Source organism: Streptomyces sp. TRM68416 (genome assembly GCF_014596915.1).
Lineage (GTDB): Bacteria > Actinomycetota > Actinomycetes > Streptomycetales > Streptomycetaceae > Streptomyces.
Map to the genome: position 1 here is coordinate 14,609 of NZ_JACVWU010000021.1, position 15,176 is coordinate 29,784.

15 protein-coding genes and 2 pseudogenes are annotated in these 15,176 nt (G+C 68.5%); 13 read left to right on the plus strand and 4 right to left on the minus strand.

The window, feature by feature from the left end:
* Positions 1–2: 2 nt before the first annotated feature.
* The 3 genes from ICC28_RS29235 to ICC28_RS29245 are packed head-to-tail and all read right to left on the minus strand — an operon-like array spanning position 3 to position 2,865.
* Positions 3–1,310, minus strand: a complete 1,308-nt coding sequence (locus ICC28_RS29235) for a CpaF family protein (protein ID WP_188291747.1) — start codon at positions 1,308–1,310, stop codon at positions 3–5.
* The gene (locus ICC28_RS29240) at positions 1,307–2,140 is read right to left on the minus strand and encodes a hypothetical protein (RefSeq protein WP_188291748.1); all 834 of its coding nucleotides are present in this window, start codon (positions 2,138–2,140) and stop codon (positions 1,307–1,309) included. Before ICC28_RS29240 ends, ICC28_RS29235 begins: the two co-directional genes overlap by 4 nt.
* Positions 2,141–2,157: 17 nt before the next feature.
* Positions 2,158–2,865 carry a hypothetical protein gene (locus tag ICC28_RS29245; protein WP_188291749.1) on the minus strand — a complete coding sequence of 236 codons (708 nt, stop codon included), beginning with the start codon at positions 2,863–2,865 and terminating at the stop codon, positions 2,158–2,160.
* A 526-nt stretch (positions 2,866–3,391) separates the two neighbouring features.
* On the opposite strand from ICC28_RS29245, the gene ICC28_RS29250 reads away from it, so the two are divergent.
* The 13 genes and pseudogenes from ICC28_RS29250 to ICC28_RS29310 all read left to right on the plus strand — a co-directional run bounded on the left by ICC28_RS29250 (position 3,392) and on the right by ICC28_RS29310 (position 14,485).
* Positions 3,392–3,631, plus strand: a complete 240-nt coding sequence (locus ICC28_RS29250) for a hypothetical protein (RefSeq protein WP_188291750.1) — start codon at positions 3,392–3,394, stop codon at positions 3,629–3,631.
* Between the two features lie 30 nt (positions 3,632–3,661).
* Positions 3,662–5,755 (plus strand): hypothetical protein, encoded by a 2,094-nt coding sequence (locus tag ICC28_RS29255; protein ID WP_317454119.1) that lies wholly within the window; start codon positions 3,662–3,664, stop codon positions 5,753–5,755.
* Positions 5,745–7,028, plus strand: a complete 1,284-nt coding sequence (locus tag ICC28_RS29260) for a hypothetical protein (protein WP_188291751.1) — start codon at positions 5,745–5,747, stop codon at positions 7,026–7,028. Before ICC28_RS29255 ends, ICC28_RS29260 begins: the two co-directional genes overlap by 11 nt.
* 460 nt (positions 7,029–7,488) lie before the next feature.
* Positions 7,489–7,926 (plus strand): hypothetical protein, encoded by a 438-nt coding sequence (locus ICC28_RS29265; RefSeq protein WP_188291752.1) that lies wholly within the window; start codon positions 7,489–7,491, stop codon positions 7,924–7,926.
* Positions 7,917–8,606 carry a hypothetical protein gene (locus tag ICC28_RS29270; RefSeq protein WP_188291753.1) on the plus strand — a complete coding sequence of 230 codons (690 nt, stop codon included), beginning with the start codon at positions 7,917–7,919 and terminating at the stop codon, positions 8,604–8,606. Before ICC28_RS29265 ends, ICC28_RS29270 begins: the two co-directional genes overlap by 10 nt.
* A 31-nt stretch (positions 8,607–8,637) precedes the next feature.
* Positions 8,638–9,309, plus strand: coding sequence for a hypothetical protein (locus tag ICC28_RS29275; RefSeq protein WP_188291754.1), 672 nt, complete (start codon positions 8,638–8,640; stop codon positions 9,307–9,309).
* Between the two features lie 91 nt (positions 9,310–9,400).
* Positions 9,401–10,159: a hypothetical protein gene (locus tag ICC28_RS29280; protein WP_188291755.1), complete on the plus strand. Its 759-nt coding sequence runs from the start codon at positions 9,401–9,403 to the stop codon at positions 10,157–10,159.
* A 167-nt stretch (positions 10,160–10,326) separates the two neighbouring features.
* Positions 10,327–10,707 (plus strand): annotated as a pseudogene (locus tag ICC28_RS29285) (MerR family transcriptional regulator); the annotation flags it as partial.
* A 21-nt stretch (positions 10,708–10,728) separates the two neighbouring features.
* Positions 10,729–11,280 (plus strand): annotated as a pseudogene (locus ICC28_RS29290) (hypothetical protein); the annotation flags it as partial.
* 379 nt (positions 11,281–11,659) lie between these two features.
* Positions 11,660–11,902 (plus strand): hypothetical protein, encoded by a 243-nt coding sequence (locus ICC28_RS29295; RefSeq protein WP_188291756.1) that lies wholly within the window; start codon positions 11,660–11,662, stop codon positions 11,900–11,902.
* 497 nt (positions 11,903–12,399) lie between these two features.
* Positions 12,400–13,071: a hypothetical protein gene (locus ICC28_RS29300; RefSeq protein WP_188291757.1), complete on the plus strand. Its 672-nt coding sequence runs from the start codon at positions 12,400–12,402 to the stop codon at positions 13,069–13,071.
* On the plus strand, positions 13,062–14,147 hold the full coding sequence (locus ICC28_RS29305) for a hypothetical protein (RefSeq protein ID WP_188291758.1): 1,086 nt from the start codon (positions 13,062–13,064) through the stop codon (positions 14,145–14,147). The genes ICC28_RS29300 and ICC28_RS29305 overlap by 10 nt, the downstream gene beginning before the upstream one ends.
* Before the next feature lie 23 nt (positions 14,148–14,170).
* Positions 14,171–14,485: a hypothetical protein gene (locus ICC28_RS29310; RefSeq protein ID WP_188291759.1), complete on the plus strand. Its 315-nt coding sequence runs from the start codon at positions 14,171–14,173 to the stop codon at positions 14,483–14,485.
* Positions 14,486–14,487: 2 nt separating this feature from the next.
* On the opposite strand, the gene ICC28_RS29315 is transcribed toward ICC28_RS29310, so the two are convergent.
* The gene (locus tag ICC28_RS29315) at positions 14,488–15,114 is read right to left on the minus strand and encodes a hypothetical protein (protein ID WP_188291760.1); all 627 of its coding nucleotides are present in this window, start codon (positions 15,112–15,114) and stop codon (positions 14,488–14,490) included.
* Between the last annotated feature and the right edge of the window lie 62 nt (positions 15,115–15,176).

A 15,176-nucleotide genomic window follows, 5' to 3' on the forward strand; every position in this document is an offset into this window, starting at 1 on the left:
GCTCACCCCCACGTTCCGGCGGGCCGGTATCCGTGCGCCATCAGGTCCTCCAGGCAGGCGAGCGGGGCGTGCGGCACGACGCGGCCGTCGGGTGCCTCGGCGAACACCTCGCTGGACAGCACCCGGCCGTCGACGCCGTTGACCTCGCGGATGGAGGTGACCATGCGCTGGAGGCGGCCGCCGCTCTGGTAGTTGTTGCGCCGCTGGATGAAGACGACGAAGTTCACCGCGCCCGCGATCAGCATCTGGCTGGCCTCGATGGGCAGTCGCTCGCTCGCCTGCAGCGCGTAGGTGGAAATACGGTTGAAGACCTCGCTGGAGCTGTTGGCGTGGATCGTGGACAGCGAGCCGTCGTTGCCCTGCGACATCGCGTTGAGCATGGTCACGATCTCGTCGCCGAGCACCTCACCGACGATGACGCGGGAGGGGTTCATACGCAGCGACCGGCGCACCAGCTCCGCCATGGAGATCATGCCCTGGCCCTCGGAGTTGGGCAGCCGCTCCTCGAACGCCACGACGTTGGGGTGGAGTTCGGGGAACTGGTCGAGCCCGAGCTCCAGGGCACGCTCGACGGTGATGAGCCGCTCGTGCCCGGGGATCTCGTTGGCGAGCGCCCTGAGCAGCGTCGTCTTACCGGCGTTGGTGGCGCCCGCGATCATGATGTTCTTGCGGGCGCGGACCGCGCAGGCGAGGAAGTGGCCGACCTCCGGGGTCAGCGTGCCGTTGCCCACGAGGTCGGAGATGAAGACCTTGCCCATGCGCGCGCGACGGATGGACAGGGCGGGCCGCCGGGCGACGTCCATGACGGCCGACAGCCGCGAACCGTCCGGCAGCCGCAGGTCGAGCTGCGGGTTGGCGGAGTCGAAGGGCCGGGAGGACAGACCGGAATACGCGCCGAGGACCTGAATGAGCTCGATCAGCTCTTCGTCGGTCTCGGCGACGGGATCACCCTTGACCTCCCGCCCGTCGGAGTACCCGACGAAGACCTGGTCGCACCCGTTGATGTCGATGTTCTCGACCTCGGGGTCGTCGAGGAGCGGCTGAAGGCGCCCGACGCCGAACAGCGCGGCGTGCACGGCGGCCGCGTACTGCTCCTCGGTCTCGGCGTCCAGCGGAGTACGCCCGGCGTTGATCTCGGTGCGGGCGTACTCCTCCAGTATCTGCGCGATGACGGCACGGGCGTACTGCCGCTCGTCCTCGCTGGACATCGGAGTGACACCGCTGACCTGGTCCAGGCGGCGCTGCTCGGCGATGCGGTCGCCGGCGTCCTGCCGGAACCGCTTGACCAGCTGGTGATCGACCGTGCTCATCCGGGCTGGCCGTTCATCTGGGCCTGGTGGGCCCAGGCCGCGCCGTACTGCTGGTAGACGTCGGCCGCGACCTTGCGGGCCGAGCGGATCAGCAGCGACTTGTCGAGGCGTCCGCGCTTGCGGCCCGCGAGCTGGTCGGCGCCGGCCGGGTCGTCGGCGATGGTGCCCACGACCCGGGCGCCGGTCTGCGCGTGCACGAGCATGTCGTTGACCTGGCCCGCGATCTTGCCGGCGTTGTTCGGGTCGGCGACGAGGACGACACCGATCAGCGGGGTGGCGAGGCTCGCGGCGCCGCGCGGGCCGCCGTGCAGCTTGGTGGCCAGGGCGGCGGCCCGGTCCCGTACGCGGGCGATGGCCTCCGGCTCGGTACGGCTGACCAGCAGCACCAGCGCGGCGTGCGGGAACAGCTCCACCGCCGGGGTGTCCCCGCTGATGCGGCCGCAGTCGGCGATGACGTCGGCGGGCGCGTGGGGCGAGTCGGCGAGCGCGGAGAAGGCGTGCCCGAGCGTGGGCCACAGCCCCGCGAGCCCGGCCGCCTGCTCGGCGACACCGAGCCCGACGAGCACTTCGAGCCCACCGCTCAACGGCTGGACGTGGTCCCACAGTTGATCCGGGACGAGGCCGCGCCGGGCGGTGGCGGCTATGGACAGCATGCCGGTGTTCGGGTTCAGCGGCCCGCCGTGCGCCGCGGCACTGCGGTAGACGAGGTCGCCGCCCGCCGGGTCCGTCTCGGCGAGCAGGACGCGGCGCGGCCAGACCGCCGAGAGCGCGACGGCCGCGGTGGTGACGCCGGGGGAACCCTTGTCGGCGGCGAGAGCGATGAGCGCCATGGGTTTGGGTTCGCCTTCTAGTTGCTGCGGGGGACGGCCACGAGGGCCACTTCACCGACGGCCGCGGCCTGGGCGAGGGCGGCGGCCGCGTCGGCGTCGACGGTCAGGGTGACAGCCAGGTTGCTACTGCCGACGAGTTCGCCGCCGTTGCCGTCCGGTACGTAGGCGACGGTGGCCTGGTCGACGATGGCGCCGCCACCGGAGGAGGAGCCGTCGCTGTCGGTCTTGGAGCCGTTGGCCCCGACGCGGTAGGCGGCGACGGTGTCGCCCGCCTTGAGCCCGGTCGGGTACTGGCCGGCCTTGAGGGAGAGGCCCACGGTGGCCTTGCCCTCGGTGACACCCACCTTGTCGGCGAACATGTCACCGATGACGACGGTGCCCGCGTAGATCGTGGACTTGGCCTTGAGGGTCTTGAGCGTGGCCAGCTGGCTCCACTTGACGTAGTTGATGCTGTCGTCCTCGGCCACCAGCACGGACGCGACGTTGTTGCCGACCGGCTCACCGGCCTGGATGTCCTTTGTCACCTGGACGACCTCAACACGGTCCCCGGCCTGAAGCACGAGCATCGTCGCGCCCAGCGCGCCGACCAGGATGAGCAGCACGGCCAGCGCGGCCAGGGCGGGTTTGCGCTCGCGAGGAGGGGTGGGAAGCCGGTCGCCGACCGACGGCTGAGCCGGAGCGGCCGCACGTCCCGAGCCCGCCCCCGTACGCTCTTGGATCTTCACGCAACCGCTCCCCGTACACCCAAGAAGTTATCTGCCAAATACTCTGCATGCTCTGCAATTCCGGACACTTCGCCCGCCTTCGCGGCCTCCCCTTCGCGTCTTCGGCGGGTAGCCAGCGCCGGGGCGAGTGTCAAGCCATGGCACCGTATCAGCCGCCCATAAGCCCCTCAAGGCACGTCCGGCCCCATGCGAATCAGGGACGGGACTGTTACCCGTCCGCAACGAGAAGCGCTGGTCACCCGGCTGAACACACCCCCTTCTGTGCGCGCGCGAACCCCTCCCACTACGGCGCCCCGCTCGCCGTCCGACGCCCTCACACGCCGACCACGCCCCCTGCACGATTCGCCCACAGAGGCAGAGTGACCCAGAACACCAAGCCGAGCCGATCCCCCTTCACGCCAACGAGTGAACCAACGGCATATGCCAGCCCACCTTGCGATGCCCCACCCAGCGTCACCCCGCACGCCAAGAATCCGACGACCCCTGCCCTGGTGCAGCCCTGGCCGCCGAGACCTGGAGGCAACTGATGTCCGTGGACCTCTCCTTCTTCCGCTCCGAGACGTCCCAGCGCCTGCGCGCGGAGGGCCGCGCCGAGGGCCGCGCCGAGGACGTCCTCCTGATCCTCGACACGCGCGGCATCGAGGTGCCGGACGCCGCGCGCGAGCGGATCGCCTCCTGCACCGACCTGGACGAGCTGCGCACCTGGCTCACCCGGGCCGTGACGGCGACCACCGCCGACGACCTGTTCACGGAGCCCGAGGCCTGATCTTCTCCCCCCGTCAGTACAGTTCCGCGGGTGACGGCAGTCGACGGGGTGCAGGGAATGACGACACGGGACGCATACGGCAGGCAAGGCGCGGACAAGGCACTGCACCCTCCTGCCGCCGCACGCATACTCCTCGCCCTCTGCGCCCTGACCGCCCTCTTCACAGCCGTCGCCGCCGCGCTCACCCCGGCCCATGCGACCACCCAGGCCGCCTACCTCGCCGACCAACTGCGCGTCAGCCCGGTCTACGTCACCGACCAACTCCCGCGCGAGGTCCCGAAGTCCACGGCGCGCGACTTCGCCCGCCTGGCCAGGGGCACGGGCACGGGCGTACCGACGTACGTCCTCGTCCTGCCCAGCCAGGCCGCGGCCGGCGAGGGCCTGCTCGGCGCGGTGCACGACCGGCTCGGCCGGGACGGCCTGTACGTACTGATCGACGAGTCGACGGTCGAGGCCGCCACGGCCTACGGCGTAACCGCACCGGCCGACGACGCGGTCACCGTCTCCCGCTACGAACTCCCCTACGACGCAGGCCCGTTGCGCAGCTTCGAGCGCTTCGTCGAAGCCGTGGCCGAGGGCCCGGAAGCAGCCGCCGCGAGGGCGGCCGCGGCGCGCGAGAGGTACGCCGACGACGAACCACCCGACCTGTACATCGGCCCGAGCGACCGCCAGAACCAGTCGCTCCTCACAGGCATGCTCCTCACCGGCGTACCGCTGTCGATCCTGCTGACAGCCCCATATGTACGACGATGGCGGCGCCGCCTGCCGGGCGCACCGCGCAAACCTGCGAAGCCGAGCCCGCGTTGGCGGCTCCCGGCGATCGCAGCGGCCGCCGCCGCCCTGGTGGCCCTGACCGCGAGCGCCGCCTTCGACCAGACGACGTCGAGCGCGTCCCCGCCACCCCGGGCGATCGACCTCAACGCCCGTCTCGACCGGGTCGCGGAGGGCCTGTCCAAGGACCCGGTATATACGGACCCGGAGAGCCCTCAGACCCTGGACGCGGCTCAACTCAAGCAACTGCACAGCCGTATCCGCGCGTTCGAGGCGTCCGAGGGCGGCGGCCCGGTGTTCGTGGCCGTCGTACCGCAGTTGTGGTCGGACGAGTCGAAGGGCGACGAGGAGAACTTCGCGTACGCGCTCCACGACAAGGTGGGCAAGGACGGGCTGTACATCGTCGCGGACCCCCTGGACGGCTACATCGACGCCTTCAACTACGGCCTGCACCTCGACACTTACAGCCTCCTCTACGACCTCCCCGAGTCGATCGAGTACGGCGACGAGATGTCCCGCGCAGCACAGGACCACCTCCTGGGCGAACGACTCGACGCCCTGATGACGATCGTCGACGACACCGACCGCACGGACGAACCGACGACGCCCGGTGCCCCGTACCCGGTGGACAACCCCGTCACCGAGGACGACCTGACACCGCTGTTCGCCGCGGACGACTTCTGGCCGGGGCTGTTCATGGGCACCCTGGCGGCAGGCCTGCTGCTCGGGGTGGTGGCGGGCGCGCTGGAGATCACCCGCAGGGTGCTGCGGCGCCGCCGCCCGGAGCCCCCCGCCACGGAGACGCTGCCGGAGATCTCCCCGACGGAGCCGTCCACGCCGTACCTGCGTACCGCGGCCCGTACCGAACTCCGCGCGCTACTGGCCGACTTCGACCCCGAGAAGCCCGGCGACAGACGCCCCGGCGACTGCCTGGACGCGGCGATGCTGCTCCTCGACGGCGACGCCGACGGCATCGACGACGCCGCCCCGTACGCCCTGCTCGCGGTCACCCTCCTCGCCCGCGCGGGCCGTGCCGCCGCCGCGGGCAAGGCGTACAACCGCTGCTGCGCGGTCAACCCGCTGCACGGCCCCGCGGTCGGCCGCCACCACGTGCGCCTGACCGCCGGGGACGGGCACAGGCGCCAGCTCCACATCTGCGCCCGCTGCCGCGACACGGCGACCACGGCACCGCGCACCGTCCACACGCTGGTACTGACCCTGCCCGCCTCCGCCTCCGCCTCCGCCTCCGGCGCACGCGTGCCGTACGAGGAGGCGGACGAACTACTGACCGCCGTCCCCGAAGGCATCCGCCGGCTGATCGAGAAGGTGAAGGAGAGGACGTATGTCCCGTAGCCGCCACCTGCTCGCCGCCGTGGTGACGGCCCTGCTGCTCCCCGTGTCGACGGCGGCAGCCGCCACCCCCAGCCCCGGCGAGCACATCGCGCAGGCCCTGGCCACGACACCGGTCTACGTCGACGACGCCTACGCCTCCGCCGTCCCCCCGGCCGAACGGCGGCGCCTGGTACGGCAGATCGAGAAGACCGACCTCCCCATCAAGGTGGTGCTGACGCCGCTGACGAAGGGCGACGCCTTCGACGGCGAGGCGGACACCCTCGCCGCGGTCCTCCGCGACCGCCTCCCCCAACGCGAACTGATCCTCATCACCACCGACGGCAGCTACACCGCCTCCCTCAACGGCTACGAATGGCCCGCCGACACCCACCAGACCCGCGACGCGGTGGCAGCGGTCGGCTTCATGGACGAACTCCGCCACGCGGGCCTGGCCGCCCGCACCGCGAAGGCCGTTGAACTGGTGGCCGAGGGCGACGGCACGGCGGCGTACGAGGAGGCGACCAGCGACCTGCGGGAGCCGGCCACGGACAGCGACGCGCCGGGGGACAAGGCGGGAACCCCTTGGCAGCAACGGGGATGGGGATGGGGATGGGCCATAGCGGCATCGGCGCTGGGCACCCTGCTTGTCCTCGTCGTACGCCGTCGCCGCCGCAAGGCCCCGCCGCCCCGCTCCCCCTTCGCCCACCCCCAAGCGGTCTTCGCCGCGGCCCGCGCCGCGGACGAGGCGGCCCTGCGCCGCCGGGCGGAAGCGGAGGTGCTGGCCCTGGGCGAGGCGGCCCGGTCGGCAGACACCGCAACCACCCCCGGCCTCCAACGGGCCCTGGACGCCTACGCGGCAGCGTCCGCGGTCCTGGACACGGCCGGAACCCTCCCGGACCTGGCCGGAGTCCTCGCCCTGGTAACGGAAGGCCGAGACGCCCTAACCGCCACCACCCCGTCCCCCCTCCCCCTCTGCTTCTTCAACCCCCTGCACGGCCGCGCAACCCACCGCACCACCTGGCGCCCCCTCGGCCGCCGCGACAAAACCCCCATCGCCTCCTGCACCCCCTGCACCCACGCCCTCCGCACCCACCGCGCCCCAGAAGTCCTGACCACCACCTCCCCGTCCGGCACCCCGATCCCCTACTTCGAACTCCCGGCGGACCAGAGCGTGTGGGCCGCCACGGGCTACGGCTCCCTCCTACGGGGCGGGGACAGCTTGGCGGCGCGGGTGGGGCGGCGGGGACTTCTCGCGGAGTGGGCGGGGGGGGAGGCTGGGCATCGTCGTTCCTGAATCGGCTGGGCGTCAATGCGGCGCGATAATTGGCAGATTTGGGCGGCTTGGGGCGGTGATATGTGGGGGTTTGGTGGCCCGGATCTGCCAATTGCGAGCCGTCTGGGCGCAGGGGGCATCAGGGCCGGCGTAGGCGCGAGACCGGCAAGGTGACAAAGACGCCGCAGTCACCACGCCCCGCGGCGGGTGTCAGTGAACCGTGCCGTGTTCGATAGGACTCGATCGTTTGAGAGGATCGAGTTATGGCACGTCCTTCCCAGCACCCGGCAGTCGCCCAGAGGCTGGGCGCCGGCACAACCGGGACGCTGCGCAAGTGGGTGCGGCAGAACCAGATCGGCGCCGGTACCCGTCCGGGCATGACGAGCGGGGAGTCGGCGGCCGAGCCGAAGCGGGCCAACGACGACTTCAAGGCCGCGGCGCCTTTCTTCGCGACCGAGCTCAACCGGCCACACACGCGCTCGTGGCGTTCATCGACGAGCACGCCGTGGCCTTCAAGACCCCGGGCTGGCTGGCCCAGATCGAGCGAAGGACCGCCCCAAAGAAGTTCTATGCCACCATGGCGGCATTCGCCTTCGTTGTCGGCTTGATGACATCCGCGATTATCAGCCGCTGGCTCTTCCTGCCGGGCCTACTGCTGACTGCAGCCCTCCTGTGGTTCATTGCGATAAATGCGCAACACAGTAGATGGATTCCGACATTCTTCATTCTTTCGGTCATGGCGTTTGCGACCCTCGCTCTATTCCTGACACAGGAGATGTGCGTCGTGAGCGCGGCGGCCCGTGGTGTGCGCAGGCAGCGGGAGCAGCAGGCCATGGAACTTCTGATGTCGTCGCCGCCATCCACTCCGCCTCCGCCCCCGCCCCCGGCGGCCCCACCGCGGTTGCGCCCATGGAAGTGAAGCGGCGACGGGGCCTCGACACCACGCGCCCACCTGCCTGGCTGTCACGGCTGGAGCTGGGCATGCCTCCTCGCAGGCTCTATGCCCTGAGCGGTGCATTCGCCGTCCTGACGGGAGCCATGATCTCCACTGTGATCAGTCAGTGGCTGGTCTTGCCGGGCATCCTGCTCGCGCTCGGTCTGCTCTGGTTTATCGCGGTGAATACGGACCAGCGGCTCTGGCTGATGGCTCCGTTTCTCTTCGCCACCTTCGCGCTTATCGTGTTCGGGATGTTCATCGATCAGGACCGGGCCCTGGCCGAGCGTGGCCGCCCCGTCGACCTGGTGGTTGTCGAGAGGTCCCAGACCAGAAGCGAATCGACGTGCAAGGTGCGCTTCCCCGACGGCAGCGTGAGCGAAGGGCCGATCGGCGGCTGCCGCGGCGCCGACGTCGGCGAGTCCATTCGCCTCTTCGTGGACCCCGAGGGCGAGGTGCAGCCCAGCAACACCACCCCCAACGTCGCTCTATGGACCTGGCTGGCAGCAGGAACGAACCTCATCTTCACTGCCTGCGTGGTCCGATCCGCCGTCCGTGGTGTACGCAGGCTTCGAGAATTGCAGACTGCGGAACAGTTCGCGCCCCTGCGTGGTCTCGTGCCGCCGCCCCCACCTCCGTCGTCACCACCGCCGTTGCATGGGTGACAGCAGAACTGTGATCAGCGATGAAGCGCCCATGGCGGCGCACACTCTGAGCAGCAGGCTCACACAGCGCGAGCGCATGGCGTCCCCTATCGCCATGGCGTTGACCGGCCTCGTTCTGGGGCTGCTGGCCTGCGCGCTTCCCTTCGCGTTGCGGTTGGCGCTGTTGGTCGTACGTGCGGACAGCTGGCCGGCGTACGTCCTGCTGGGGGTGGTGGTGCTGGGCCTGCTGGTCGTGCTCACCGAAGTCAACTACTTCGGCAGAGCCTGGTACCTCACGCTCCTCTACGCAGTGGCGGCCGGCCTGCTCACCGCCACGGGGTGGTGGTGGGGCCACACCGCCGACGTACTGGACGCACGGGGTCGCTGGACCGAGGTGACGGTGGTCAAGGTCACGGAGCGGACCAAACGACAGGCTCTGTGCACCCTGCAGCGCGCGGGAGACGGGAGTAGGGTTTCCCGGCCGCTGGACGACTGCGCGGACCTCACTCTGGGAGACCGCCTCGCCGTCCTCGAAGACCCAGAAGGCGAGGTCCGGCCTCAGCGCTCAGCGCCAAGCGTCTTCAACACGTACGTCTCCTCCGGAGTCGAAGCTACGCTCCTCCTCGCCACCACGACGGGCGCGTTCTGGGTGGGAAGCCGCCGACGCCGCCTCCCCGCACCACCGCCGTACCCGCCGTCAACGGTGCCTCAGACATCGACGTGAGCAGTCAGTGGCCGACCGGCACGACGGCCGTGATCGCCGGTGGGTCAACATTGCTCGACGAAGTCGATGTTGCCGAGGGAGGGGCGTAGTCATGAAGCCCGGAAGGAGGCCGGATCTTCCGCCGGCCCCGGAGAACCTGACCTGGTTCGACCGTGCCAGGCTCCTGGCCGACCGAGCCGCGGCGATCAAGGTTCTCGAACGGCACAGTTTCGCGCTGCGCGACCTGCTGTGGACCGGCCTGGCCACAGCAGGGATCGCCGGCGGCTGGCTCATGGCGTTGGCCGTGATCGGCTGGTATCTGAGCCTCAATGAACCCGAGGGGATGGAACTGGGGGTGGCCGTCGCTCTGATGGTCGCCCTATTGCTCGCCGAGGCCGCAGCTGTCCTGGTGTTCGTGCGTGTGACGCGTCGAGGCCGAGTTGCCCAGCGGCTGCTTGAGGAGTGGACGGCACTCGACCGGCAGCCGACGGCTCGATCACTTCCCTCACAGATTCTCCCGGGTCCGCCAGCAGCCTCCACCTGGGACCTGATGCGCGCCGGACAGCCCTGGCAGGAGACCGTTCCCGTGAACGGGCGCCGCTATCTGGTCTTCATGTCCGCGGGAGCGATGACCTGGATGCTCGCTTCCATCGCTCCGCTCATGTTCGGCACAGTCATGATGCTCGCTACCTTCACGGGAGACGTGAGCACTACCGCCCGGGTGGGGGCGGTAGGCGGAGGTGCAGTGCTTGCAACCGTCGGCCTGTGGGTCATGGGCAAGGGGTGGCGGCACTATGCATGGGCGCTGAAGGAAGCCCGCATCAGGGTCTTGGAGGAGAAGACCTGGCCAGTCGCTTCCGCCCGGCGGTAGACCTCCCTCAACCGAGGAACAGCGGCAGGGCAGGGCACGCCGAGCAGCAGGCTCCGCCAGCGACCGGACGGAACAGATTCCGGTGTGCAGCCACGCTTGAACTGCCCGCATTCGACGAACTCTTCAGCGCTTGACCTTGACGCAACGGCAGGGCGTCTACTGACGGCATGCGAATCGGAGAGATCGCCGCGCTCGTGGGGCTCACTACCCGGGCGATCCGGCACTACCACCATGTCGGCCTGCTTCCAGAGCCGGAGCGGCTCCCCAACGGCTACCGGGCCTACAGCGTCCGCGACGCCGTCCTGCTCGCCCGGGTGCGCCGGCTCACCGAACTCGGCCTCAGCCTCGATGAAGTGCGCGACGCCCTCGCCGACGATGCCGGACGCGAACTGACCGAGATACTGAAAGAACTCGACGCCGACCTGGCCCGCCAGGAGGCCGACATCAGGGAGCGCCGCTGCCGACTCGGCGCCCTGCTCGCGGAGCCGCCCGGCGCTACCGGGCCCGTCTCACCCGCCCTCGCCGCACTGCTGGCACAGGCCCCCGAACTGACTCACGGAGCGCGGCCGCGCGCCATCGCCTCTCTGGGGCGATGAGTCCGGCGCCGCACGCACGGGGTGCGCCCCGGGGACCTCGCTGCCGCGTACACCGGGCCCCAGACCGCGATGATGTACGGACTGCTCTTCGTGACGGTCATCGAGACGGTGGGCCTGGCCTTCCTCATCCCATGGCCGGCGGTCCACCGGGCGATCCTGATACTCGACCTGTACGGCGTTGTCCTCGTACTGGCCCTGCATGCCGCCTGCGTCACCCGACCGCACGTCGTACGCCCTGACGGTTCTCTGCGGATCCGCTACGGAGCCCTCTTCGATCTCGCCGTACCGCCGGACGCGGTCGCCTCGGTCCGGGTCGACCGGCGATATCCCGTGGGCGGCCTGATCACGCTCTCCGAGGACGGGGTCCTCGACCTGATCGTGGGCAGCCAGAACTCGGTGACCCTGGAGCTGAACCGGTCACTTCCGTTCGCCCGCCCGCTCGGCGCAACGGAAGAGGCCCACACCATCCGCTTACACGCCGACGACCCACGCACACTGGTCAGCGCACTCCGCCAGCCCACCTGAGCACACAGGTCGGCCCTCGCCGCGACGTGGCGCCTGGCATGGGGCTCGCAAAAGTGCTCTCGCAACCGGCGTGTTGTACGAGGCACTTCCGAGAGGTGCCACCACGGAACTCGCCCCCCGGCTAGGCCGCATTGGCGGTAGACCGTCACAACTGCCCGACCTGTGACGACCCCGCCATGGCCAACGCCTGTACCGATCGACACGAAAGCCAGGACCTACCGCACGTCACGCGGCAAGACCCACCCCGAGTGCAAGATCGACCACATGCGGAACAACCACCCACAAACGCTGCCTCGTTATGGCAAGGCAAGCGCCCCCTCTACGTCACCGGGGTGCGGCGCATGAGCCAGTGCCACCACATCACGAAGTGAGTTCGCTCATGACCGAGCAGCAGACAGGGACCGCCCCGGACCAGGCGAGGGAGACACGGCGACGGCAGGCCGGGATCGCCGCCTTCCTGGTGGGCCTTGTCGCGACTCTCACCTTCTTCGCCTTCTTCCCAGGGCTGCCGCACGTCATCGACTGGGGCGCCATCCTCGTGTCCCTTGCCGTGGGCGCACTGGCCCGATGGGCCTACCGGTCCTGGACGACCAGAACGGCGAAGAAGGCCGAGCGCATGTGAGTCCTTGACGAGTACGGCGGGACTCTTGAGCCAGCCGGGACCCCATGCCCGCCCGCGCAGGAGCAAAGTCAGGGACCGAGGTCCATCACCCCCACGCCAAGCCCCTTGTATGCCTCTCGCGCGACCGTTGCCATCAACGCTCCGTCGGGCCCCGGCGTCAACGTCTATGCGTGCCCGGAGTGCGCCGTGCACTACCTGCCCATGACGGACGTACTCGAAATCCTGGAATCAGCTCGGCGTCGATGTCGAACCGCGCCGGAGGACCAGGGCTAGCAGTAGCGAAAGGGAACCGCGCGACAACGGCGGCCCGGACGCGGAGCCAGGGCGTCCGGGCCGCCTCCCGTAAGAGCAGGATCCGGACACATCACACCACCACAAAGGCCATACTCATCCGGAATTGCCCCGATTCTCGGGATAGTTCGCGGTGGCGAAACCGGGAACCTCACCGATAGCGTCGTTGCCCTTGACTGAACTTCTGTCTCACGGGGAGCCCCACTGTGAAGCGCCGTACTCTGCCCGCCGCTGCCGCGCTGGCCGCGACCGCCGCCCTGCTATTGACGGCCTGCGGCAGCGAGGACGACAAGTCCAGCGACAACGACAAGATCGCCGGAGCCGAACAGGCATCGGAGACGCCGAAGGAGTCGGCCACGGCCTCCGGAGCACCGGCAGAGGACAAGCCGGACGGCGTGGACCTGTCCCTGCCCAAGGACATGAACCTGGTCTTCGACTGGAACAAGCCGGCGGACAAGAACGAGGCGGCGGCGATGACCGACGCAGCCAATTTCTTCCGCGCCATCTACCACGGCGTCGACAAGCGCACGGCCAAGGACGCGGCCGTCACCGCGTACTCCACCGGCGAGGGGCTCAACTACGCGAAGACCCAGATCAACGCCTGGATCGATGGCGGTTGGACCGCTACCGGAACACTGCGTCACTACGACGCCACCACACGGTCCGCCCCGAACGGCACGTCGGTGGAGGTGGCGTTCTGTGCAGACGCGGGTGAGTTCTACGGCAAGGAAATCAAGTCCGGTAAGGTCCTCGAGACGGAGCCCAGCATCGAGGACTTCGATTACTACAAGATCATCATGGTCAAGCATCCCACGGGTACGGACCTGTGGCAGGCGTCCAAGGTCTTCGTCGAGACGAAGGCGGCGAAGTGCCAGTGAACGCATCCCGCCGCGCATTCCTCAGCACCGCAGCGCTCACGTTCACCCTCAGCGCCCTCCTGTTCGCAGGAACCGCCTATGCGGGTAAGCCGGTCGGTTCAGACGAGGGAGCCAGTGCGGAAGAAAAGGGCGGAAGCGACAGCACCGGCATCTACGCCGCCGCACAAATCACGTACTCCGGCTCCGTCACCAAGGACGGCAGCACCGGAAACGTGACGTCCTCCGATGTCAACTGGACACCCCCGCCCTGCTGGTACGCCCCGTACCTCGGTGCCGAGGACTTCAAGAAGAAGATGTCCAAGGACATCGAGAGCCAGATGAACGCGCCGGGCATGGGAGGCCATGCGGGCGCGGCGCTCAGTGAGTTGCAGCGGCACTACGAGGACGAGTACGGCTGGACCGACACCCCGGGCTACAAGGACTACAACGTCGACAAGGACGGCGAGGGGATGTTCTGGGCCGCCGTCGAGAACCCGAACGAGCCCGACATCCTGAAGCGGAGTTCGTGCAACGACCTCCCCTTCTGGGTCGAGAACGGCGAGGCCCCGCCGCCCCAGTACGAACAGGCCATCAGGCCGGAGATGCTCGCCGCCCTCGCCTACCAGCACATGCAACTGCCCGACACCAAGGTCACCCTCGCCCCCGAGGCCGTCACCAAGGTGAACCTGCCGACCTGGGCCTGGCTCGACAAGGCGGTGTTCGACGAGGTCCAGGCCACGGCGGCCATCAACGCCCCCGGCTTCAATCTCCAGGCCACGACGACCGCCAAGCCGGTGGCCCTCAAGCTGGTGCCGGGCACCAAGGACGCCGAGACCTACCCCGCCTCCGGCGAGTGCGCCATCAACGCCGACGGCTCCATCGGCGAGCCCTACGCCAAGGGCAAGGCCGACCGGACCCCGCCCTGCGGCCTCAAATACCTCCGCTCCTCCGGCGACGGCACCTTCAGTCTCCAGGCCACCGTCACCTGGGAAATCACCTGGACCGGCACCGGCGGCGCCGGCGGCGACCTCCCGAACGGCACCTTCGGCAACGAACAGGCCGTCACCGTCCAGGAGATCCAGGCCATAAACCGCTGAGCCCATCGGATACGGGAGCCTACTTGTCATTTCTTAGATTCTTCAGCGATGACGTAAAACAAATGGCCCGCACCCTGGAGACCAGCGGCGGCCGCATGAAGGACGCATCAAAGGAGATGTCGAATGCGGATTCGACCCAGCTCGGACACACCGACCTGAAGTCCGCATGCGACGACTTCGCCAGCTCCTGGGACTATGGATTCGGCCAGCTTTCGAAGATGACGAAAGGAATTTCAAAATTCGCCAACAAGGCGGCTGAAGAGTTCCTCAAGTTGGACCAGAAGCTGTACCAAGAATTGCAGGAGAAGTCCGACAGGAAACCCGAGAGAAACCAGTAGCCCTAACCATCCCGCCCGGGAAGGAGATAGGGATTTCCATCTTTATTGGGAGGCCACTCCACACCCGCCCCAGCAAGACGCTTCATGTGCTTCTCTCGCCTACGGCGGCCCACAGCACGGCCAGTAATATAGAAAACGAGAAGCGCAAGCCAGATAACAAAGGCAATCAGCACTCGCTTCATTGTATAACCAGGGAAGGCGAGAGCGATCGCCATGACGAACGGGATTCCTATAACACTCTTCAGGACACGGGGGCCAAATCTATCGCTCGCATCGACCATCATTCGAGAATAGAGCAGGTCGACTTCAGCCTGCGCTTCCGGAGTGGGATGCAGACCGCGCCCGGGGCGCATACCAGGGAGTGACCCGCCATGATACGCCCCATTCTGGCCGGCCAGGATGGAATTGGCCCGCTCGCGGGCGTCCGGCGTGCGCTGGAAAAGGTAGTACGGGTTATTCATGGACGCAGTGCCAGGCACATGCCCCATGTAGCGATAGCCAAATCGTTCGGCGACGTAGGCGAACGCAGCAAACTTCTCCATGCCGGGGAAGTATGGACGGGTGGTAAATTCAGCCTTTTCTTCAGCAACGGCCTTCATCAGGTCGTGCAACAAGTGCTGTTCATCCATATTCTCTCCTCCCTCGGGCGCTACGAAGCGGGATCCCGCAGCAGCATGTGCACGACCTTGTC